This window comes from Dyadobacter sp. OTU695 (genome assembly GCF_038440355.1).
In the GTDB taxonomy this organism is placed as follows: domain Bacteria; phylum Bacteroidota; class Bacteroidia; order Cytophagales; family Spirosomataceae; genus Dyadobacter.
Genome location: NZ_JASATN010000005.1, coordinates 332,906 through 356,030 on the forward strand (window position 1 = coordinate 332,906; position 23,125 = coordinate 356,030).

The 23,125-nt window shown below is 51.4% G+C and carries 12 protein-coding genes; 1 reads left to right on the forward strand and 11 read right to left on the reverse strand.

Annotated elements, in window-relative coordinates:
- Positions 1–47: 47 nt before the first annotated feature.
- The gene (locus AAHB90_RS12905) at positions 48–2,495 is read left to right on the forward strand and encodes a TonB-dependent receptor (RefSeq protein ID WP_342085567.1); all 2,448 of its coding nucleotides are present in this window, start codon (positions 48–50) and stop codon (positions 2,493–2,495) included.
- A 128-nt stretch (positions 2,496–2,623) separates the two neighbouring features.
- On the opposite strand, the gene AAHB90_RS12910 is transcribed toward AAHB90_RS12905, so the two are convergent.
- The 11 genes from AAHB90_RS12910 to AAHB90_RS12960 form a co-directional block, all read right to left on the reverse strand.
- Positions 2,624–4,939, reverse strand: coding sequence for a glycosyl hydrolase family 95 catalytic domain-containing protein (locus tag AAHB90_RS12910; protein ID WP_342085568.1), 2,316 nt, complete (start codon positions 4,937–4,939; stop codon positions 2,624–2,626).
- Entirely contained in the window at positions 4,932–6,818 is a 1,887-nt protein-coding gene (locus AAHB90_RS12915) for a glycoside hydrolase family 97 protein (protein WP_342085570.1), read from the reverse strand. Before AAHB90_RS12915 ends, AAHB90_RS12910 begins: the two co-directional genes overlap by 8 nt.
- Positions 6,819–6,830: 12 nt before the next feature.
- The gene (locus tag AAHB90_RS12920; RefSeq protein ID WP_342085572.1) at positions 6,831–8,297 is read right to left on the reverse strand and encodes a RagB/SusD family nutrient uptake outer membrane protein; all 1,467 of its coding nucleotides are present in this window, start codon (positions 8,295–8,297) and stop codon (positions 6,831–6,833) included.
- An 11-nt stretch (positions 8,298–8,308) separates the two neighbouring features.
- Positions 8,309–11,707, reverse strand: coding sequence for a TonB-dependent receptor (locus tag AAHB90_RS12925; protein WP_342085574.1), 3,399 nt, complete (start codon positions 11,705–11,707; stop codon positions 8,309–8,311).
- A gap of 237 nt (positions 11,708–11,944) precedes the next feature.
- Complete coding sequence (locus tag AAHB90_RS12930) at positions 11,945–12,955, reverse strand: FecR domain-containing protein (protein WP_342085576.1); 1,011 nt, start codon at positions 12,953–12,955, stop codon at positions 11,945–11,947.
- 114 nt (positions 12,956–13,069) lie between these two features.
- On the reverse strand, positions 13,070–13,645 hold the full coding sequence (locus AAHB90_RS12935) for an RNA polymerase sigma factor (protein WP_342085577.1): 576 nt from the start codon (positions 13,643–13,645) through the stop codon (positions 13,070–13,072).
- A 180-nt stretch (positions 13,646–13,825) separates the two neighbouring features.
- Positions 13,826–15,013 (reverse strand): epoxide hydrolase family protein, encoded by a 1,188-nt coding sequence (locus AAHB90_RS12940; protein ID WP_342085579.1) that lies wholly within the window; start codon positions 15,011–15,013, stop codon positions 13,826–13,828.
- An 86-nt stretch (positions 15,014–15,099) separates the two neighbouring features.
- Positions 15,100–15,636 (reverse strand): Crp/Fnr family transcriptional regulator, encoded by a 537-nt coding sequence (locus AAHB90_RS12945; RefSeq protein ID WP_342085580.1) that lies wholly within the window; start codon positions 15,634–15,636, stop codon positions 15,100–15,102.
- Positions 15,637–15,739: 103 nt separating this feature from the next.
- Positions 15,740–17,992 carry an alpha-N-acetylglucosaminidase gene (locus tag AAHB90_RS12950; protein ID WP_342085581.1) on the reverse strand — a complete coding sequence of 751 codons (2,253 nt, stop codon included), beginning with the start codon at positions 17,990–17,992 and terminating at the stop codon, positions 15,740–15,742.
- Positions 17,993–18,100: 108 nt separating this feature from the next.
- Positions 18,101–19,717 (reverse strand): RagB/SusD family nutrient uptake outer membrane protein, encoded by a 1,617-nt coding sequence (locus AAHB90_RS12955; protein WP_342085583.1) that lies wholly within the window; start codon positions 19,715–19,717, stop codon positions 18,101–18,103.
- 15 nt (positions 19,718–19,732) lie between these two features.
- Complete coding sequence (locus tag AAHB90_RS12960; RefSeq protein WP_342085584.1) at positions 19,733–23,089, reverse strand: TonB-dependent receptor; 3,357 nt, start codon at positions 23,087–23,089, stop codon at positions 19,733–19,735.
- Positions 23,090–23,125: the final 36 nt, after the last annotated feature.

A 23,125-nucleotide genomic window follows, 5' to 3' on the forward strand; every position in this document is an offset into this window, starting at 1 on the left:
GACTATGCCCTGTTAGTCACGAAAAAAGATAACCTTAACATTACATCATGAGAACCATTGACCGGGTGAAAACCACCCTAGGGATTGTCGTTGCCTTGCTGGCGGCATTCGGGAATGCCTATGCCCAAATAATCGGGAAAGTGATAACGCAAGACAACAAGCCACTGGAAGGTGCGGTCGTTTCAATGCTCCACGCCACCGATTCGAGTCTGGTAAAAACAGTGCTTACCGCGCGGGACGGGACATTTTCTGTCTCCGGCCTGAAAAATGGCAGCTATTTCACGTCTGTGGTTATGCTGGGTTTTAAAAATTTCGCCGGGAGCAAGTTTGAATTCACCGATGGAAAGCCAGATATTAACCTGGGAACCATCGTATTAACCTCCGCCGATATCCGGCTGGACGAGGTAAAAGTTACCGGACAGAAGAACTTCGTGGAATACCAGATCGACCGGACGGTACTCAACGTCGATGCGCTGATTTCGAATGCAGGCGCCAATGTGCTGGAAGTACTTGAAAAAGCCCCCGGCGTGATGGTCGATCAGAGCGGCAGTATCAGCCTTCAGGGCCAGTCGGGCGTGTTGGTGATGATCGATAACCGCCCGACATACCTCTCTCCGTCCGCGTTGGCGGCCTACCTGCGGTCGCTACCTGCCAATTCGGTTGAAAAGATCGAGCTGATTACAAACCCGCCCGCACGCTACGATGCGGCCGGGAGCGCAGGGATCGTTCACATTAAAATGCGTAAAAACAAGGTCCAGGGCCTGAATGGCAGCATTACGCTCAGCCCGGCAAGATCACGGTACTGGCGGCATAATGAAAACATCAACCTCAATTACCGGTGTAACCGCCTTAATTTCTTTACAAACGCCAGTTTCAACAGCACCGACCAGTGGCGTCGGCTCGACATCCAGCGAAGGTATTACGGCGAAAACGATGCATTACGTTCGTCGTTTGACCAAACTACCTTTTTCTATCCCAAAAGCAGGACTGCTAACCTTAAAACCGGCGTCGACTTTTATGCCAGTGAAAAGACTACCTGGGGTATCGTGTACACCGGCGCGTTCACGCGCTCACGTGAGCAGCGGCCAGTGAGCAGCGCAGTCAGGAATACCATCGGTGCTGTCGATTCGCTTATACGGGCCGACAACAGCGAAAAAAACCGCTTCCGGCAGCATGGCATCAACCTCAATTTCAGCCATCAATACGACAGCACCGGAAGGTTGCTGACGGTCGACCTCGATTACATCAATTACCGCATCCGCGCCAGGCAGACATTCGTCAACGATTTTTTCGATGGTGATCAGAACTTCAAAAAACAGGAAAAAATCACCACCGACCTCCCTTCGTCGATTGCCATTTATTCGGCCAAAACCGATTATGAACATCCGCTCCGGAAAGGGAAACTGGGAAGCGGATTTAAAACAAGCCTCGTCCGAACCGACAATGCGGCCAACTACTTTCTTCATCAGGGCGAAAACGTGTCCGTGGATTTTGACAAGACCAACCGCTTTCGATATTCAGAAAATATCAATGCGGCTTACGTGAATTTCAACCGTGGGTTCAAAAGGCTCTCGTTGCAAACCGGCCTCCGGGCAGAAAACACGAACGGTTATGGACGCCAGCTGGGCAATGCGGTCAAGCCCGATTCGTCGTTCTCACTGCATTACACCAGTCTTTTTCCGACCCTTTTCCTGAGCTACAAGCTCGACACCACCCAAACGCACCTCAATTTCTCCTACGGCCGCAGGATCGGCCGGCCCTATTATCAGGACCTGAACCCATTCGTATTTCTGTTGGATAAATTTTCCTATTTCGCCGGCAATCCTTACCTGAAACCCGAATTGGGCAATCGGTTCCAGCTTTCATTTAACTACAAAGGCCGGTTCAACCTGTCGTTGCTCTACAATTACACGCGGAATATGCAAGGCGAGGTAATCGAGCAGGCGGGAAACATTTTCATCAGCCGGACGGGCAACATCAGCAGATTGATCTGGGGCGGTATCACATTGTCGGCGAAGTTCCGGGCCGGCAACTGGTGGACCTGCAACTTTTACGCCGAACTGATCCGCAACAACTTCCGTGGCATGCCCGGCGATCCCGACCGCACGACCGGCTCGACCTACGGCTACATCAGTCCGAACAACCAATTTCTATTCAAAAACGGGTGGAGTGCCGAACTGAGCGGATTCTACATCACGAGAAGCCAGAGCGCACAATTTGATAAGAATGCCTTGTTTCTCGTCAATACGGCCGTTCAGAAAAAGGTTATGAAAGATAAGGTCGTTATCAAGCTATCGCTACGCGACATTTTCAGCTCACTGGAACCGAATGGCCGTATTCTCAATATTCCCAATGCCCGGGCGACCTATTTCAACGACGCCGACACGCGGGTGCTCGTGGCATCGTTCACCTACAACTTCGCCAAAGGCACTTCCGGAAAACGAAAGCGCGATGTGGGCGGCTCAGGGAGCGAAGAACAGCGGGTTAAGAACTAGGTACGATGGCCCGCAAAAAAGCCCACAAACGAGGTTCGTGGGCTTTCTCTGTAAGTTCTGACACCAACAACTTGCTCAAATCTACTTCTGCCGCCAGTTTGGCTGTATCAACCGGATGATCCTTGTTTTCAATTTTGACCGACAATCTCCAACCGCTCCCCACGCCCGGTAGGAAAAGAGAATGTGCTGCCCGTCAGTTGTTCTGCTTTCTTTCCATTCCGCAACAACTGCGCCGCATGCCCCGGCCACGGGTTTTCGAGGAAGCAGGGCCTGCCGGCTTCACTTACGAGCCTGACATACCTGATCTCTCCCTGCTCCAACCGGCTGCTTACCAAAAAGGCGCCATATGCCCGGAGTTGGTTGAAACTGGCATTTTTGGTTTTGTTCCAATTCGGGAATATCCTCACTACCCCCTCGTAACTCTGCATCATCATTTCGTTGATCGTCAGCGGAACTGCCGACAGCGTCTCTATCCCCCCGCCTTCCGCGATAATCCAAAGGTTGGGTAACGACTGGCGTTTGATACGGTCTGTGAGCTGCCGCATGATTTCATCGGCGTCATATCCAACCCTGACTGCGGCAGGAAAGCAAGTTTCGATTCCATTGCCCAGCGTATTTGCCCAATCTCCGGGAGCTTTCATTTTGTCTTTCCAGCGGCTGACATCTCCCAGCAGGATTTGGTTGAATGCAGAGTCGGTTTTAGGCCCGCATACACCTGCCGGCAGCAGCAGTCCGTGTATTGATACCCTGGCCAGTCCTTCAATGCGGCTGTGAACGGGAGACGGGCTCGATTCTACACCTTTCAGGCTCAGTCTGCCGTCTACTTCCCCGACGGTGAATTGGCTCATATGCTCTACAATATGTTGCCACTTTTGAACCCGTCCCGCATCGACTTTCAGAAACCGGCTGACGTCGACAATGCCTTTGAAAAGCATTTTCACCAATCCTACGGATAATGTCGAATTGAAATCACCTAGAAGTTGGCGCCATTGCCCTTTGTTTTTCAGGTTGGGCATCACTTCGTTATAATGATCCATGTGAATGACGTAGCGGCCGTTTTCGAACTTCAGATAATCTTCCCAGAAATTGGCGCATTCCAGCATGTAAGGGTATACTTTCCGTGCGTAGGCAGCATCATATGTGCTGTAAAACCGCATGAGCATATTTCCCACGCTGAACACCGCGTTGATTTTTTGCCCCAGAAACTTGTACCCTCCGTCGATGGTATTCTCCCTGGAAGCATACCGCTTCTCCATTTCATCGGGCGTCAGCGGCCAGCGCGTTGTAACGAGTCCCATAGGACCGATTCCGACAGGATAGTAAATACCACGGATACCCAGAAGCTCCCTCGCATGCCGCTTCCCGTTTTCCATGTAATCGAGCAGGGGCTTGTCGAAATTGTCGGTCTCGTCGATGTGGTTCGAAGAATAGGCCGCCCAATACGGTGCCTGGTAGTTGTAATTCAAATGGTAGTCGCCACCCCATGCCGCGGAATCCTTCGTGATGAATGGCCCCCAAATGCCGGGAGCGAATTTATCCCCGCGCGAGGTCGCCCCGAAAAGATACTGTGACGCATAGTAGTATTTTTCAAGAAACGGGTCCCCCATTTGCACTTCCGATTGCGCCCAAAACCGTTCCCACCAGGCGTAATGATCCTTTTGCAGCTGATGGATAGTCGCTTCCGTTGTCCCCTTCGCCACGGAGATAGCCCTTTGTTTCCAATCTTTCGAATCGTAATTGGTATACATGGTTATGACCAAAGTCACCTTGGCATTGGGCTTTAGAGAAATGCTGCCGTCGGCTCCCGGCTTGGCTCCCAGCACTTTTACAGCCATTGCAACATGCGACGGCCATGCAAGCAAAGGCGTATTTTCAAAGGAACGTGTAACCCAATGCGTGCCCGCGTCCACTCCCTTTGCATTGACAGAGGTATTCCCTTCCGCTGCTTTCAATGCAAAATCCATCGAGCAAGCCTTGTTCGCCCCAAGCTCGACAACCACTGTATTGGCAGTTGCCGAAACCCAGGTTTTAAGCCAAACCGTGAGACTATCTTTCGTGAACCGTCCGGTAATCTCAGCTTTGTCCTGTAATTGCTCCGCATAATAGTCGGCACCCGAAAGTGCCGGAATACGCATTTCCAACCATCCTGGCAGGGCAATACCGCCACCGGGATAAACAGGATAGGCACGCCAGAAATCGTTTTTCCCGAGATAAAACAGCAGTTGATCGGGTTTACCGCCGAGCGTCAGACCGATATCCCCGTTTCCCGCCAGTGGCCCATCCGGCGTTTTGGCTGTCGGTACTTTGCCTGGCGGGCTTGTGAAGACGGCTTTGTAGCGGCCCGCATATATTCCCTGCGCATTCCCCTCTTGCGGGAGACAAAGCAGAAACCCGATCAGAAGATAAATCCTTTGAACAGTTATTGTCCGAACATCCTCATTCATAGACATCGAATTTTGCGATAAACCCTCCGCCTTCGGCGAGGGTCAACCGTATGGTACCATTTTTATCGTAGCTTCCTTTTCCAAGCACCACAGCCGCGGGATTTCCCTCCTGATCCCTTACTTCCAAAGCGCTGAAAGTACCTGAGCCCAGAAAGGAAAGGGCGATATCAAAACTTTTCGGCGTTGCGCCATTCATCACAGCCAGAAACCAGCTGGTCCCGCGTCGACGCGCGTACACGGCTGCCTCGCCGATCGCTGAACCCGGTAGCACGACCGTCTCATCCCAAACGGACGGAATGCTTTTGATCATCTCGACGGCGGGATTGGCCAGCAAATGTTCCGGACTGGCCGAGTAGGTAAGTAAGGGTGCCGAAAAAATAGCGGCACTGGCGATCTGGTGCGCCCAGGTCGTGTTTTTCCTCCGTTCACCGAAATGGACAGGCGTGTACTCGGCGTGCCCCGCCGCAAAACGGGTAAACGGCAATGTTACGTTGTGTCCGGCCCTGTCCTTCAATTTACTGGCTTCCATTCCTTTTACCGCTTCTCTGGTGAGCTCGTTAGGCCAGGTACGCTCCTGGCCCGTCGGTTTGTTGGCTCCGTGAAAATCGACCATCATTTTCAGTTCCGCCGTTTCGCGCAGGATCGATTGGTACAAATCAATTTCTTCCTTCGCCTCATGGTCGAAGAAATCGATCTTCAAACCGCTGATGCCCAGCTCATGGCAATGCCTGAAAAATGCCTGGCGGGTTTTCGCGTCCCGGAGGTTTTTCGAATGCTCCCACAACCAGATGTGAACGCCCTTTTCGCGGGAATAATCGACGAGGGATTTCAACTCGTTATCAGACCATTTTTTCCAGAAACCTTCCAGGATATTGTGCTTAAAACCAAGTTCGGATGCCTGCCGGGAGTATTCCTTCATCGTTTCCAGTGTACCCTCGCCGCCACCATCAAGATACTTCCATACCGCGGCCCCCGGCCGGATCCAGCCGGTTTTGATGCCTTGAGGAAATAGTTTCGGGTCCGGCGGCGGGCAAAGGTTGTGCACGATGTCATTGTTAACCAGGGCATTCAGCCCGTTGGCGACCATCACTACCCTCCAAGGTGTGGCGATGGTACCGGCGATGGCGGCAGGCTGAGAAAGCCTGAACACATCCTCGGCGCTGTATCGCAACTTGAACGGGTAAGAAGTAGGCTGGCTTTGGGGTAATCTTAGCACCATCCCCCGATGACCATCCGTTTGCAGGGCCATTCCGCCATAATTTTTAAGATCCGCCTCCGTCACCGACAGGTAAACCTCGCTTTCTGGCAACCTGAATGTAACCGAAGGCGCGGCCCATTGTCCTGCCTTCACGGTATCCATGTTTTTCCGGGCATACTCGCCCTCATAATGCATGTACAGATCGTGGTACCAGGCGGTGGTCCCCGCAGGTAGCCGGAAAACTGTGGATTCATCCGCAATGCGTTTTGCCTCCGGTTTGCCAGGAACGATCAGCCGGAATGCCGCGCCATCGGCAAACACCCGCACATCCAGCGTGTAATGCAATGCACCGCGGCTTATGCTGATTTTTGAGCCATTACAGCGGTTCCTGGCAACAGCGTGAGCGCCGTACCAGGGATATGCCTCGTTCAGCTGATAGTTTTCTGCCTTACCGATCTTCACCTTATCGGTAATCGCTTTCGCGTCCAACGACATCCGGATCGGCGAAGCTTCGACGACGTCCCGGCTTTCGTAGGAAATGCGATAGAACAGGGAATCGTTCTTCATAAAAACATGGAACGAAATTTTGTTGTCGGGGCCCGCAACGGTCAGTTGTTCTGCGGCCAATAGCCGGCTGGATGCTAAAAGTATCAGCACCATTATTCTTTGTATTCCAAACATGATTACCGGTCCTTAATAATTTTCGTTTTGTGTCCAGACCCCTTTCATAATATCCATTTGAGCCAGCGGGATTGGTAAAAGGTAGGCTTTGAATTTTCTTTTGGTTCCTTTGGCGTCGTACGCGACCTGCGGAATGACTGTCCCGGCTATCTTCCACCGCACCAGATCATTATAGCGCAAACCTTCGAAGGCAAGTTCGATCCTCCGCTCGTTCCTGATTACATCACGCGTAAGGGCCGGTTTGGCGGGCATTTCCACTCCCGGCCTCGCCCGGACGTCGTTCAGCGCTTTGAGCGCACGTGCGTCGCTTCCCTTTCCGCTTTCAAACATGGCCTCGGCATACATGAGCAACAGGTCCGCGTAACGGATCTTCACCATATGCTGCTCGCTCAGCGTAGAGCCAGATCCATTGTTGATCGCCGTGTTGACCCATTTTCTAAAAGCCATGCCAGTATACGGGATTTGTCCTTCCGCAAGGCTTCCGGTTTGCTTAAAGCCGGCCGGATTATAAGCCCACGGATCTCCTGCTTCGAAAATGGTCATTTTCCGACGCGGGTCGTTGGGTTCATAGGCATCCCGGAGTTCAAGTGTGGGGAATACAGACATCCTGGCCCCAATAACCTGATCGAGCGAATGGTAGTCGTCCGGGGCTTTGAACTGAACAGAAAACATGATCTCGCGGTTGCCTATCTGATTTCCAAAGAATATGCCCGCGTAGTTGTCCGAAAGCCTGAATGGATTGGCAGCATCCCCGATTAAGCTCCATGCCGCATCGGCGGCCTCGCTGTACCGTTCGTTATTCAGCAACACTCTCGTTTTCAAGGCAATTGCCGCCCCCTTCACCGCACGCCCGTCGGTATACGCGATCGCTGGCAGGTATGAAATGGCAAGGTCCAGATCTTTGAGTATCTGTGCTACCACTTCCGTTTTCGGCGTTCTCGGCGTCGCCCGGAGGTCATCGTCCAGTTCAGCCGGTTTCAGAATGAGCGGCAGGTCACCATACAGCTGGGTAAGATCATTGTAGTAAAACGCCCTGAGGAACAATGCTTCGCCTTTCATGCGGTTGCGTACCGCATCGGTAGTGGCGGTCACGCGATCGATATTAGCCAGAAAGTAGTTGCACGCGGCAACGCCCTGGAAACCGATGGTAAACGATTTGCTGACGATCCCGGTAGTAGCCGAATTGTGTTCCCCTCTCATCACGACATCGAACGATTCGTAATTGGAAGTGTTGGAAGCATTGTCGGATAGCGCCTCCCAAAAGAGGGAGTTTCCGCTCTGGGCCGGGCCGTTTGATATAATGGGCTCTTTCAACTTCGCATAGCAGGCGATCAAAGCCTTGTTCGCCTCTGTCTCTGTTTTCCAGAAGTTTTCAGAGTTGGGGCTGCCGAGCGGATTGGTATCCAGCGTGTCCTTACAGGCGAACACCACCGTAGTTAATATCAACAGAAATATGTTCTTTGCATATCTGGTTGTCATAGCATTACCTGTTAAAATGTGACTTTTACACCAAATGAATAAATCCTGGCCTGAGGATAAATGGCCGCTCTGCCGCTTGCCGCCGCCCGTTCGGGATCTATCCCTTTGAAAAACTTGGTGAATGTCACCAGGTTGTCTCCGGACACGTACAGCCTGAGCATCTGGATCTTCACGCGGTTGACCAGTTTTGCCGGGAAAGTGTAGCCCAGCTGAAAGTTCTTCAACCTCAAATAGGATGCATCCTGAAGCCACCAGTCGGACACCTGGGTATTGGGTGCGTAGTTCTCGTTAAAAATGTGCGGGATGGTATTGGAAGTCCCTTCTCCATCCCAGGCTTTTTCCCAGAATGTCGGAGGCGGACCTGCCTGCCTGAAAGGGGCAATCCCCCATTCCTTAATGTAAATCTTACGTCCTTCTACGCCCTGGAGGAAAAAACTGACGTCAAAATTCTTGTAATCGGCGCTGAACGTCATCCCATAGTTAAACTTGGGGAAGGCCCCGCTCACGACCATGCGGTCATCGGTCGTGATTTTCCCGTCCGGTACACCGTTAGGCCCGCTGATGTCGCGGTACTTCATATCGCCGGGTTTGGGTTTTACCAACGGCGTCGGCCCGTTATCGATTTCGCCCTGATTTTGGTAAATACCATCAAAAACGTACATAAAATAGGAGTTGTAGGGCAAGCCCTCCTGGGTTACCGTACCGTTGCCGTTGTTGACCTCACGGGCACCAAACTTTATGACTTTGTTTTTATAGGTTTCAAAATTCCCCTGGACCTTATAGCGGAAATCCTTGACCCTGTTTTGGTAACCCAGCGAAATTTCGACACCCATATTGCTCATTTCTCCCAGATTGACCGTCGGCCCGGCCACGCCGATAAAATCGGGTACCTGCAAAGGCCTCAGGATATTCGTGGTTTTTTTGGAATACCAGTCGATACTCCCGAACACCGATGCCCTGAACAGGCCGAAATCGACACCGATATCGGTTACTGTCGTGGTCTCCCAGGTAATATTGCGGTTAATGAGGTCTGTCTGCGTCACGCCTTGTTGCAATGAGCCTCCTATATTGTACACAACGGGGTTCAGCACCTGTTGATACGGATATGGCATGGATTCGCCACCCAGGCTACGGTTCACATTCTGGTTTCCGACCTGTCCCCATGACGCCCGCGCTTTCAGGCTTTCCAGCCAGCTAACCTGTTTCAAAAACGGTTCTTCCGAAATCCTCCATCCTGCCGACGCCGAGGGGAAAAAGCCCCATTTGTTGCCTTTCGGGAAGCGCGATGAGCCGTCGTACCGGAAATTTCCTTCCAGCAGGTATTTCTCTTTGTAATTGTAACTCACTCTCCCGAATACCGATTGCAGGGCCCACTGATAAGCCAGCCCGTCGGCGAGCTGCCCGCCCGGGGAGTAGGCGCCCAGTTCGAGGAGGTCATTCGATGGCGCATTCCGTTTAAATCCCTGCAAGCGATCATACCGGAATGTTTCCTGACTTACGCCCAGCAATGCATTCAGGTCGTGATTTTCACCGATTTTCTTCGTGTAGTTCAAAGTCCCGAACACGGTGTACTGCACATCATTTTCTTTCCGTACCGTCAGGTTGTTTTCACCGACGGTCCCGTTCCATTGTGTATTGTACAGGTATTGGCCGCTGCCGTCCGGCAAAAACATATATGCGGGAATTCCCACGACATGCACTTTGGTTTGCCTGTCGTTAAACTTCACTGCGCCCTTGATCTGCCCTTTTAACCCCGGGAAAATATTCACGTCCAAAAATGCCGATGCCAGCGCATAGTAATTCCTGATATACCGGCCACCGTTTTCAGCGAGCGCGACGGGGTTTTTGTTACCGCCTTCCTGTATGTAGGCTTTGGCGGCGTACCGGCCGCTTCCATCGGGCAACTTCGGCGTAAATGTCGGATGCGCCGCCAATGCGCTCAGAATCTGGTCTTCGGTTGAATTCCCGTCGAAAACGGTATTCAATGCCGTCTCGTTCCGGTCCCCTTTCGAAAAGGCCAGGTTAGTACCGAATGTAATTCTTTTGTTAAGGCTCGTTTTGAAATTGAACTGGGCATCGTACCGCTTGTAGCCTGTCGCGATCAGGATCCCGTTCTGGTTGAGATAACCGGCCCCGAAATTGTAAGTCGTGTTTTCCTTGCCTCCGTTGACACTCAGGTAATGCTGCTGCATCGGAGAAGTACGGAAAATCGCGTCCATCCAGTCATAGCTCGGATACTGGGCGGGATTGGTGATGCTTCCCTGACGATATTCCTCGATTTGCGCGGGCGTATAAAGCTGATTTGCATTCGTCCCCGTATGGGCGATAGCCTTGTTGAGCAGCTCCATGAACTGCACCGAGTTCGTGATCCTGTCGTATACCGAGGTGGCTCTCTGGCTGCCGAAGTTGTAGCTGTAATCGACATTCAATCTTCCGGCGGTACCGGTTTTGGTCGTCACCAGAATAACCCCGTTCGCCGCCCGCGAGCCGTAAATTGCCGCCGAAGCCGCGTCCTTTAATACCGAAATGCTTTCGATCTGGTTAGGGTTCACGTTGTTCAGGTTACCTTCCACACCATCGATCAATATGAGCGGATCATTCCCCGCCCCACTAAAAGTGCCCTGTCCGCGGATCTGAATACTGGCATTTTCAGCGCCCGGCTGCCCGGAGTTCTGCGTCACCTGCACACCGGGCATTCTGCCCTGCAACAGCGAAGTCGTATTGGGCGCCTGCCGCGTAATCAGCTCGGAACCTGTCACATTGCTTACGGCACCGGTCAGGTTTACCTTTTTCTGGGTGCCATAACCTACCACCACGACCTCTTCCAGCGCTTTTTCGTCCGTCGCCAGCACAACGTCGAGCACTTCCCGTTTTCCGACCTCCACTTCCTGGGCCACATAGCCCACAAAACTGAATATGAGCACGGGGTTGTCTTCCTCAAAATCCAGATTATAAATCCCGTTCTGGTCGGTAATGGTGCCGTGACTGGTTCCCTTGATAATGACGCTTACTCCCGGCAACCCTTGTCCGTCTTTGTCGGTTACTTTACCTCTGACCGGCGTTCGCGTCTTCGATTCCGGGACAAGTACCTCGCGTTCTGTCAGGATAATATTTTTGCCCTCCTGCCGGAAGGCCAGGTTCGTTCGGTCCAGGATCAGTTCCAGCGTTTTCTGAACAGTCCTCGACTCTCTCCGAAGTGTTATATTGTCAAAAGGCGAAACGGCCTTTGAAAGATAGAAGATATTATATCCCGATTCCCGTTGAAGCTTTTGAAGCGCTTCCCTCAAAGAAGACTTTTCCAAACCAATGGTAACATTGGCTTCCCTTATATCTTGCGCGCCGCTCACCCCCGCCAGCAGCAGCTGGGTTGCCATGATGATAAGGCCGACACCATAAACGCTGATCTTCATTAAATTGCAAAGATACCGGCACAAGATACCTTGCCGCACGGGCATAGTTCTTCCGCCTACAGATATAGGTTTTTTCATATATTTGTATTGTCTAGAAATTTGTATTGCGAATTTTCTATTCAAAGCTCCCTATTGCTGTCCAAGGCCGGGGAGCTTTTTATATGGTCACCGGGCAGCTACGGAGCCCGTCCGGGATGGTTGGCGATTTGTTTCATAAGAATTTAGTTATCAGTCAATTCAGCGGCAGCCTTCACCACTTAACACCAGTTCGCCGCCTGCCAGAGCGTATTTCGTATTGCTGGTCAGCGTCAATACCTTAAAGACTTCTTCCACGGTTTCTGTCCCTGAAAACCGGCCGGTAATCAGGCAGTTTTGTAATTGCGGGTTTTGAAAAGATATTTTCACTCCATAGCGTTCCGCAAGCATGTCCGCCAGTTCTCCGAAAGGCATTTCCTGGAACACCATATCGGCCCGTACCCAGGCGGTAAGCTCCTGCGATTTCACCACCTTTTCATCGGCAACCGTCGTATGTGTATTATATGTCATCTGCTCGTTCGCCGTCAGCAAACTCGTATGCTTTCCGCCATCATCCACCCGCACTTTACCTCTGGTAACAGTCACAACCACCTCGCTTTCAGAAGGAAGCGATTTAATGCTGAATGCAGTTCCCAGAACCGTGGTACTGATTTTCCCAGTCCTGATCACGAAAGGGACCGGCTTTTGGCCGCCCGTATTTAAATGCACGACATCAAAATAGGCCTCTCCGGTAAGCGACACTTCCCTGGTTTTGTTGTTGAAATCCCGGTCGTACTCAATCTGCGTGTCGCCATGCAAAACGATCCGGCTGCCATCGGGAAGTACCACGAATTTCGTCTGCCCTTTCACCGACCGGTGCGTTACGGTGCCAGCGGTTGTCAGCTGGGCTTTCGTATCCTGCGGTTGCCTTAAAACAAAGAAAATCCAGCCAGCACCTATCAGCAGCAAAACAGCTGCCGCCACACGCCAGAAAACCCCTCCCAGGAGTGGCCGTGACCTGGCCGGCCTTGCAGCAATACGCCTGGCTATATTTGCTTTCATTCTTTCATGCACATCGGCCTGCTCTTCTTCCGACAGCCTGGACAGCTCGTCGGATTTCCCCGCAAAAAGCTCATAGTATTTTTCAACCATGTCCTTTTCCTCCTCGTCAGCATGCCCCTGGAGGTACTTTGCCACGATCGACCTGAACTTATTCCTATTTCCGCTTGACATGTTTATAAAACGCTGTTTATCTACCAGTGCAGAAACTCGCTGAAAAGTCCCAAGCGAACTTCATTTTTTTTCCAAAAAAATTTCATTGCAGCCACAATCGGCCTACCGGAAGCACTACGGGCGAAGCAACAGAATGACTACAGCGAGAAGCTTTCCAATGCTCTCGCGAAGGCTTTGCTGGGAAGTATTAAGCTGGTTTTGAACGGTTTTTCTCGAAATGTCGAGCTGCTCGGCGATTTCGAGTGTGGAAAGCCCTTCCAGGAACCGCATCCTGAAGATCTCACGGCGTTTTTCGGGCTGAGTTTCCAGCCATTGATGAATGCTCGCCAGAAGTTCGTCCCTCAGGAAATTGGAATCCGCATTATCGGCGGAAAACGCCATGTAATCAAGTGGTTCTTCGAAGGCCGGCAGGTTTTTTCGCTTATGATAAACGGCAAATACCTGGTATCTGACAGCGCCCAGCAGGTAGCCCCGAAGGTTCTCGATCTGCCTGCTGCCCCTTTTATGCCAGAGATCAACGAAGACATCCTGAACAATTTCCTCACTTTCAGAGCAATCGTTAATCCGCTTAAAAGCTTCGTTGTAGAGTTTTTTCCAGTAGCGCTCGTAAATCAAATCGAATGCCGCCTCGGAGCCTTCCGTAAGCATAGCAGCCAGTTCATCATCCGTCGCGTTTTCGTGGGTATTCATGCCAGGGGTATCCAGATACGAAAACAAAAATAACAAAAAAATAAAGAAGTAATGTCCTATTTTGTTTTCTCCGGGACTTACCAGACAGGTTAGCCACGGTGGTTGTAACCTCGTGAATACTTACGATGCTATATATACGTTTTGATCTTGAATATCCTTATCTGATGACGCCGTGAATTTTCACGACGATACCTGTTTGAGGACGGCAGAAAAGAACTGTCGGATATCGTCTACCAGCAAACCGGGGACTTCCATGGCCGGGAAGTGGCATCCTTTGTCGTAGAAAGACCATCTGTCGGGTTCGCCCATGAAGGAAGTCAATTTCTTCAAGAGGCTTTCATCTTCTTTTTTACCAAAACAAGCGATGGCGGACGGGACCTTTGGAGGCGACCACTGGCTGGCTTCCTGTGTATTGTCGCCACCCCAATCGAATGCCATGCTCATATTTTCAGAAAGGATTGCAGCACTCGATGCACCCAGCTGATTGAACCAGTACAATGAGACATTCGTCAACATCTGGTCCGCATCAATGGCGTCTTCCGGTAGGTTTTTGTCCTCATCTGTCCATTCTTTATATTTTTCAACCATCCATGCCAGCTGCCCTACCGGGCTGTCGGACAGTGCGATACCGATCGTACCCGGCCTGGTGGCCTGTATGTCCAAATAGGCGGTTCCCTCTTTTTTGTACTGCTTCATACGTTCCAGCACTGCCTTTTCTGCGTCCGTAAAAGCCGAATGATCGGAAGGAAACATGCCCAGTCCGGCTACTGCGAAAAAGTCCGAGTTAATGTGCGTACCTAGCAAGTTATACGCCGCGACCCCGGACATAATCCCCGCGATGCCTGCGCCCATGTCGCCCCCGTGCACGGCAAATTTTCCATAACCAAGCCGGTCCATCAGGGTGGCAAATGTGCCCGCGATCTTAAACATGTTATACCCTTGCTCTTTCAAAGGCACGGAAAAGCCAAAGCCCGGGATGGATGGGATCACGAGGTCAAATGCCATCTGACCGGGCTCCTCGGGATTGGTAAGCGGCTCGATAACCCGGGTAAAATCCGCGAATGACCCGGGCCAGCCATGGATCAGCATTAACGGAACTGCATTTGCCCTGGGCGACTTAATGTGCAAATAGTGAATGTTCTGTCCCTCGATTTCGGTCATGAAATGCGGATACTGATTAAGCGCCGCTTCTTGCTTTTTCCAGTCAAAATTGTTCAGCCAATAGTCGGTGATATTCCTGAGGTAATCGACCGGAACGCCCTTTTCCCATCCGCTTTGCGTGGTCGGGGCCGTCCAGCGGGTATGGGCGAGCCGCTGTTTCAGATAGTCAATGTCTTTGTCGGAGATCTGGATTTTGAAAGCTTGCATGGTCTTTAAATTTTGAATGTGAAACTGATAACATTACAAAATTCGCCACCACGCATCCGGCAGGCGATAACAATTGTTAATAAATGCTACCTCCTGTTCCTGATCCTGCTCAGAGAAACGGAAGTAACGCCCAGGAACGAGGCGATGTAATGCTGCGGCACCCTTTGCAGGATTTCCGGACGTTGTTCCAGCAGCTCCCTGTACCTTTCCTCCGGACTGTTCTTGATCCTCGAAAGAAACAGTTTTTCTACGAACAGCAGCCGTTGGAGCGTCTGCTCCTCCATGGCCTCCCTGATCAACGGCGAGGCTTCGAGAATCTCTAAATAATCCTTTTTGGTGAGTGTATGCACGACCGAATTTTCCAGACTTTCGATCGAATAAAGGCTTGGATGGTTGTAGCGAAAACTTTCTGCCGAAGAAACACCTTCCCCTTCGAAGAAAAACTGAAAAGTAATGTCCTTCCCGTCCTTATTGAAAGAGAGCCTGAGGCAACCTTTTTCAATAAAATAAACCTTTCTGGCGACCTCTCCTTCGTTGAGAAGCACCGTCTTTGCCGGAATTTCTTCCCGCCTGAACAAGTGACCGAATTTGCCCCATTCAGCCATTAGGTTTTCGTCCGTCATGTATTTTCAGGAATGTTGAAAATCCACCCGGGCCTGACACGTCCCGGGTGAATTTTCAATACTACCAAAATTATTTGAATATATGGCTGGAAGCCCGGGCCATTTAATGTGCCTGAGGTTGATAAGAATCTCGGATCCGGCGGGCATATTTCTCGTACAGCTTCGAGGCTACCTGCACGCTGCTGCCTTTTGCTTCGACCTGAAAATCCTTGTGGCTGTTCACCCATTGCCACTCCCACTGCGCGATCGATTTTTCAAATCCCTGCCAGTCCGGCGTTTTTCCCGACTGCATTGATTTTTCCAGGACAACAAAGAATTTCTCCCAGCGTACCTTGTAAAAATCATTGAGCAGGCCGCTCCACTGGCGGTTCGAATACTCGTGCAGCGGACTTTCGGCATCCCCCCAAAGCGTGATCAGGTCCCGGGCATTTTGCTCGTATAATGCCTTTTCGGCATCGCTGTTCCCCCATTTTCGGGCAGAGGCTATCCAGGGTCCCAGCAGAAAATCTTTGCGGGTTGCCAGCAGCATATCCATATCCGAAATCAGTTCGAGAAATGCGCGGCTTTGTTTTTGGAAAGCGGTACGGTCGCCGCTGCGGAATGCCTGTACCCATTGTTTCTGTAACACCAAAGCATAATTGGCGAGCACCTGGCGGGAAATGTCGGTCAGATCGTACAGGAAACCGTCGGTATGCGGGCCTTTCGATGCCGACCTGACGAAGAGGTCCCAGGCCGGGAGCAGGTCGGCGGGCGGGTAGTTCAGTTTTGTCCGGGTCCAAACCGTCGTGGAATCCAGCGTAGGCCTTCCGGTAATGATCGACTCTGCCCCGTCGCGGATTTCTTTGCCGTTGTAAACCGTCTTCCGCAGGATTTGCCATGCCCTGACCAGGTCGTCGTCATGCTTCCCGTACCGGTTCCTCGCGTATCTGGGGAGCCATTCGTCGAGATCGATGGGCGTCGTTCGCCAGGTATGGTCCATCATCAGTTCATAAATCACCGGATTCTGCTCGATCGCCTCCATCGTCAGTCCGATGCCTTCCAGACGCTTTTTAGCGGGATCGTTCCAGGCGGTTGCCGGGCCCTGGGCCACACCGTCCATCCGGCCAAAGAGGTTCACATTCCCCCCGAAGTTGTTGAGCATGTTCCAGATCCATGGTTTTCCGTAAAATGCGTCCGTCCGTTTCCACACCGGCTCGATTTCGGCGGCCAGGTCCAGCAACAGCATCCGGTCATTGGGCACTGCGCTTAGTAACGCCTCGATCTGCGGTGCTTTCCAGAACTTACGGTCGCTGTAAAAAAGCCAGCCCTGCATTACCCACACGGCATCGGGATCGGCCTGGCGCATTCCTTCGTAAATGCGTTCACTGAGTTTGGAAAGATAAGCCGGCTCGTCGGTAGGCGGCTCGTTCTCGTTGAATGTATCGGCCGAATAAAGGTGATCGGTACCGTAGAGCTCTTTCTGTTTGCTCAAAAAACGCTTTCCAATCTCGGCAAACAGCGGATCCTGGGAATCCAGAATGTAGGTATCACCGAATCCGTTGGTCCAGTTGGTGGCTTTTAACTGCGCACCGGGGTACTTTTTCCGGAAAGCGGCCGGAACATGCCCCGTAAATGCTGGCAGCACCGGCTTCATACCCAACTCCCGCTCGCGGCGGACGATCTGCTGCTGCAAGGCTTTGTGGCTCTCCATCCAGCTCAGCGGCAGCGGACCACCCCAGCCGTCGAGATTGCCCATCCAGAACCAGCCGAAATAGGCAGGTCCGCTGAAAAAGTCTTTCAGGTCATCCTGCGAAAAACCCATATCCTTATACACTTGCAGCCACACATATTCCTCGCCGGTAATGGCCAGCGGCATATTGATACCATGCAGGGCCATCCAGTCGATTTCCTTCTGCCAGCGGTCCCAGTCCCACCAGCTCATACTATAATTAAACGTGCAGTAGTTGAGGTTATAGCGGTATTGGTACACCGTTTCCTTCCGTATTTTGGCAGGCACGGCGGGCAGCTTCGCCGGCAATGCAAGGTTGGTTCCATTCCAGGTGATCTGGCAATGCGCGTATTCGGTGAGGTAATGGTATAAGGCGGAGGCGATCGCGACGCCGCTCGTCCCGCGCAACAATATTTTGCCGTCGACATTGTCTATTTCAAATTCGTCTTTGCCAGAAGCCGAATGCTCCTCTACCTGAAAATGCGAAGCGTGCGTAGGGACTACTCTCTGTATCAGGGAGTTTGCGGAACTGACCACCGTCTGGGCGATGGAGGTCTTCGCGAGGACACTCAGCAAAAAGATAAGACAAAACAGGTTGACTCTTCTCAACCATTGAGGAGAAGAACCACCATTACGGAAATGATTCATTTTAAAATACGGAATGATTGGCCCTGTCGACAGTTAAATGCTGTGACCGGAACGATGTGAATGAAGGCATTCTCCGTACCCGAAATACAGGTACGGAGAATGTTGTAATCAATAACCAGGATTCTGAACCAATGCAGGATTGAGTTGCAGCGCCACCCTTGGTATCGGGAAGATGCGGTGATTAATGTCTGAATCGGTTTTGTAGCCCCATTTGCCCTCAAACTTCCCGAAACGGATCATGTCGTTGCGGCGCCATCCCTCCGAGGCAAATTCACGCGCTCTTTCGGCATAGATAAATTCGAGGTTCACGCTCGTCAAAGCAGGCGAAGTGGTCCGTTGCGCCCTCAACTCATTCACGAGCGAAAGTGCGGTATGACCTGATGTCGGACTTCCGCCGCGCAGTATCGCCTCCGCCTTCATCAGAATGATGTCCGAATATCTGAAAATGGGGATGTCATTGTTCTGGTTTCTGTTTAGCGAACTCGCATCGGGGTAGAATTTCATATTGCGGTAACCCATGTGCCAGGCAATTTCGTCGTTCCCCGCATCAAAGGACGTCACATCCTGGCGGAGTACCACCTCGGGCGTCAGTTTCACCTGGTAAGTGTAGGGACCCGACGGATTATTGCCTTTGTAAAACTGGTCGTAGCCAATGTTGGTTGTGGTAACAGTCAGGGGTGTGACGCCGTCGTTCATATACTGCAAGCCGGTCAGCCATTGCTTGTTCCTGATATCGCCCTCATCATTGAAATTGGCATAAAACTCCGGCAGTGTACATGCGCTTCCCGCAGGCGTGTACGGCAGACTGAACTTCTTGACCATGCTTCTCGGAATGTCGTATCGCGCGCGAATGTTGACGCTCCTGAATGGAAAAGTATTGGTTTGCGCCGGATCGTAAGGAATCGCGAAAATAAACTCCTTCATCTGCGGTCCGTTCGTCGGATAGAACATGTTCAGATAGCTGCTTCTGGGCTCCAATGCATACAATCCCGAGCCGATCACCTTGTCGCAGGCGGCAATGCAATCGTTATACCGGTTTGTGCCGGTGTAGTACTCGGCGTTCAGGTACAATTTCGCCAGCAAGGCGTAGGCGGTCCATTTGTTGGGCCTTCCGTACGTAGTCATGCCCGATACTTCGCTCAGATTCGGGATCGCTTCGAGGATTTCCTTTTCGATAAAATTAAAAACCTCAGTCCTCGGCGAGTTGGTTTTGGGTGTAAAATCACCGTAAGTCGTGTAGATAGGTACATTTCCGAAACTATCCATCATCATGAAATAGGCGAATGCGCGTACCATTTTGATCTCCGAAAGGTTCGTCTGTTTCGCTGCTCCGTCCGGCATTTTCTGTTCCAGAATGGAGATCGTCTGGTTGGCGACGCCGATAATGGTCGATAACCAGGTCCAGTGGCCGTTCACATAGCCGTTATCCACGGTCCAGGTGTGCAGGTGCAATGTCTGGTTTTGCCCGCCGTCATACCAGTTTCCTCCCCGCGCGGGCATAATGCCCTCATCGGTGCTGTACGACGCGATCTGATATGCTTCCGCCCCGAAATTCCCTCTCAATGCCACATAAACCGGCCCGGAAGCGGAAACGAATTGTTCATCCGTGCTCGGGAAAACGTCGGTGGTCAGCGCGGTCGTGACCGGCACGTCCAGGTCGTGGCAGGAAAACAGGGTGGTTACCGCCAGCGTTGAGAAAAATAGTTTTATGTATGAATTCTTCATGATCCTGCTTCGATGTTAGATGGATATGTTCAGACCGAATAGAAACGTACGGGTCTTCGGATAGAAGTTGTTATAGTCAACTCCCGGAGCGATCCCGCCTTGGTTCACCTCCGGATCAACGCCCGTGTATTTGGTGATGACAAACAAATTATTGACGGAAGTATAAACCTTCAGATTTTTGACAAATGGCCCCAGCTTCTTGAAATTGTAGCCGAGCGTAGCATTGTCAAGCCTCACAAAACTTCCGTTTTCGACGAAGCGCGACGAGTAAGCGTAAGCATTGAAATCACTCACCGGCTCATTGGCCGCATCCACGAGGATATTGGAATACTGGGCAGTGCTTGGTCTGAACAGGTCGGCGCGGGTCGCATTGAAGATTTTGTTCCCGAATACACCTCTTACAAATACGTTCAGATCAAAGTTTTTGTACCTCAGGCTGTTCGTCCAGCCCATCATCAACTTTGGCTGCGAGCTACCCAGGTAGTGATAGTCTTTTCCAACAACCGGTGTGGTCGTCAGGCTACCGTCTGCAGCCACGAATTGGGACACACCGCTTTCATTTTTTCCGGCGTACTGGAACGAGAAGAATTGTCCCAGTGGGCGACCCGCTTTCAGGATCTGGAGTGATCTTCCCGACTGACCGCCGCCCTCGGGACGCGACAGCAATACGGAGTCGCCGCCCGCAAACAGGGGATTGGTAAGGCTGGTGATGACGTTTTTGTTGTGCGCAAGATTGATTCCGCTCGTCCAGCTGAAATTGGCCTTGTCCACCACTTTTGCGCTAAGGTTAAACTCAACTCCTTTGTTATTTACGCTTCCGCCATTCGCTACAATACTTCCCGATGGCACCAGGATCGGATCCACCGTATAGGAATAAATCATCCCCGTGGTGTTCTTCTCATACACTTCAAGCGAGCCATTTACCCGGTTTCCCAGTACAGCAAAGTCGAGACCGACATTGGTTGTGGCCGTTTTCTCCCATTTCAGGTCGGCGTTCTCCGACTTCGTCGGACCATAAGCACCTGTGAGCGAACCATTATAGTAGTAGGTACCCAAAGCCCCGGAGATAAATTGTGCCGTGTAGGCATTGAATCCGGTTGCATTGCCGGTAACGCCATAGCTGGCCCTCAGTTTCAGGTCGCTGAATACATTCTGGCTTTCCATGAAACTTTCCTGGCTTATTCTCCACGCGGCGCCTACTGATGGGAAATATCCCCACTGATTATTGGCGCCGAACACCGAGCTGCCATCTCTTCTGACCGACCCTTGCAGCAAATACTTGCTTTTGTAGTTATAGTTAAATCTGGCAAAATCGGAAATCAGCTGTGTTTCCTGATAAACCCCATCCGGCCCAAAGCTGATCTGGTAGCCTGTCGTGCCGTACGGATTGCTCAAAGCCAGGTTATTGTAGGTAATGTTATCGACCGGGAAATTGCTGGTAGTCACCTGAAAGCCCTGGCCAACCTTATTGTTCTGCCACGAATAGCCCACTACCGCATTGATGGAATGATCCCCGAATTCCTTGTTCCAGGTCAGGTAAGTTTCCAGGATTTTGCTGGTATTCTGATACGAACTTCTGTTTGCCTGTCCATTTTTACCGAATGATTGAACAGCATGGAAACCCAGGCCCGGATCGGGATTGTCGTACATGTTGTTGTAATTATTCGTAAAATATTTGTTGTAGTAAGTGCCTTGCAAAGAGTTGGTATTCAGGTACGAAATGTCCAGATTGTAAGTCAGCCCGAAAGGCAGCTCTACCTGCGTTTTGAAACTTCCGATGAGATTGTTCGATTTCGTATTCATCTCACTGTTATTGATCATCGCCACCGGATTGTAGTAGTTGGTATTCTGAAAATTTTCAAAATAGGAACCGTCCTCTTTTCTGATCGGTGAAACAGGCAGGTAAGAAGTGGATTGCAGCAACACGGTGTTACGATAAGGAATATCGTTCGCATTGCTATGCGAGTTCGTGACCGAGAAGCCGAATTTCAATTTGTCCTTCAAGGCACGCTGCTCAATCGACAGGCGGCCGATTACACGGGTCAGATCACTGTTCAGCAGGATACCGTCTTTCTTCACGTAATTCAAACTCGCGGCGTAAGTCGTGTGCTCGCCGCCGCCATTGAAAGACAGGTTGTGATTGGTGGAAACCGCCGTACTTTTCCGGATAGACGATTGCCAGTCTGTATTGGCCCCTTTGTCATCCGCCGGCGTAAAGCCGATGCCGTTTTTGTCCAGAAAAGCTCTCAGCTGGTCCGCGTTCATCATGTCAAGTTTGTTCGAAACCTTCTCGATACCCACATAACCGTTATAGGAAATCTGCATCGTTCCCGCTTTTCCTTTTTTGGTGGTGACCATGATGACGCCATTGGCAGCACGGTTACCATAAATGGCCGTTGCGGCCGCATCTTTCAACACATCGATAGAAGCGATATCATCTGGCGCTATGGTAGCAATATCGGCCCCGGGCACGCCGTCGATCACGTAAAACGGCCCCTGCGCACTGTTAATCGTGGACGCGCCGCGCATCACTACCGCTGCTGGCTTATTCGGGTCACCGCTGGCCGTGATGTTAAGTCCCGACACTTTCCCTTGAAGTAACTGTCCCACATCTGTAATGGCACCGTTATTGAGCTCCTCTCTTTTGACCGTACTGACCGCACTCGTCAGGTTTTTCCGCGACTGCTGGCCGTACCCAACCACCGCCACCTCATTCAATGTCGTATTACTTTCCTTTAATGAAACCGAAATGTCGGTTTGCTTGCCGACCAGGACCTCCTTGGATTCAAACCCGATGTAGGAAAAAACGAGTACATCTGTATCCGCCACATCGATCGAAAAATTCCCGTCTGCATCCGTCACGGTACCGAGCTTGCTGGCCTTTACAACGACGGTCACGCCTACGAGCGGCTTTCCATCCGAGCCCACTACCTGCCCCTTGATTAATTGCACGGCTTTGGGGGTCGGAGTTGCTATCTTAAATCGCTTTTTCGCCTGTAAAACCACTGTTTTGTCTACGATCGAATATTCCAATGGCAGGTTCGCCAGGCATTGGGTCAGCACCTCTTCGAGCGTGCTTTCACGCATGGAAACCGTCACCTTTTCCGACTTCCGGATCAGCTCGGTTTTGTACCAGAACGAGTAGCCGCTCTGTTTTTCAATCTCCTTCAATACCTTTTCCAGCGGCGCATTCTTCGCCAGAATGGTAATCTTCTGCGAAAAGCTGCTGGCGCTTACCTGCATGCAGAATGCGAGCGATATCATAAAGATCAGTTTCATAATCCGAATGGCCCTGATAAAGGGAGAGCGGGGAGGTCCTTCGTGGGCATACGAGGAACCTATCCCCTTTTGGATAAAAGAGTTGTGGTTCATACTTTTGTCTTAAGAGTTGGTACTAAACAGTAGGAC

Bases quoted from the DNA above. Each gene is read 5' to 3' on its own strand.
- AAHB90_RS12905 (WP_342085567.1), top strand. From the start codon at position 48: ATGAGAACCATTGACCGGGTGAAAACCACCCTAGGGATTGTCGTTGCC.
- AAHB90_RS12910 (WP_342085568.1), bottom strand. From the start codon at position 4,939: ATGAATGAGGATGTTCGGACAATAACTGTTCAAAGGATTTATCTTCTG.
- AAHB90_RS12915 (WP_342085570.1), bottom strand. From the start codon at position 6,818: ATGTTTGGAATACAAAGAATAATGGTGCTGATACTTTTAGCATCCAGC.
- AAHB90_RS12920 (WP_342085572.1), bottom strand. From the start codon at position 8,297: ATGACAACCAGATATGCAAAGAACATATTTCTGTTGATATTAACTACG.
- AAHB90_RS12925 (WP_342085574.1), bottom strand. From the start codon at position 11,707: ATGAAGATCAGCGTTTATGGTGTCGGCCTTATCATCATGGCAACCCAG.
- AAHB90_RS12930 (WP_342085576.1), bottom strand. From the start codon at position 12,955: ATGTCAAGCGGAAATAGGAATAAGTTCAGGTCGATCGTGGCAAAGTAC.
- AAHB90_RS12935 (WP_342085577.1), bottom strand. From the start codon at position 13,645: ATGAATACCCACGAAAACGCGACGGATGATGAACTGGCTGCTATGCTT.
- AAHB90_RS12940 (WP_342085579.1), bottom strand. From the start codon at position 15,013: ATGCAAGCTTTCAAAATCCAGATCTCCGACAAAGACATTGACTATCTG.
- AAHB90_RS12945 (WP_342085580.1), bottom strand. From the start codon at position 15,636: ATGACGGACGAAAACCTAATGGCTGAATGGGGCAAATTCGGTCACTTG.
- AAHB90_RS12950 (WP_342085581.1), bottom strand. From the start codon at position 17,992: ATGAATCATTTCCGTAATGGTGGTTCTTCTCCTCAATGGTTGAGAAGA.
- AAHB90_RS12955 (WP_342085583.1), bottom strand. From the start codon at position 19,717: ATGAAGAATTCATACATAAAACTATTTTTCTCAACGCTGGCGGTAACC.
- AAHB90_RS12960 (WP_342085584.1), bottom strand. From the start codon at position 23,089: ATGAACCACAACTCTTTTATCCAAAAGGGGATAGGTTCCTCGTATGCC.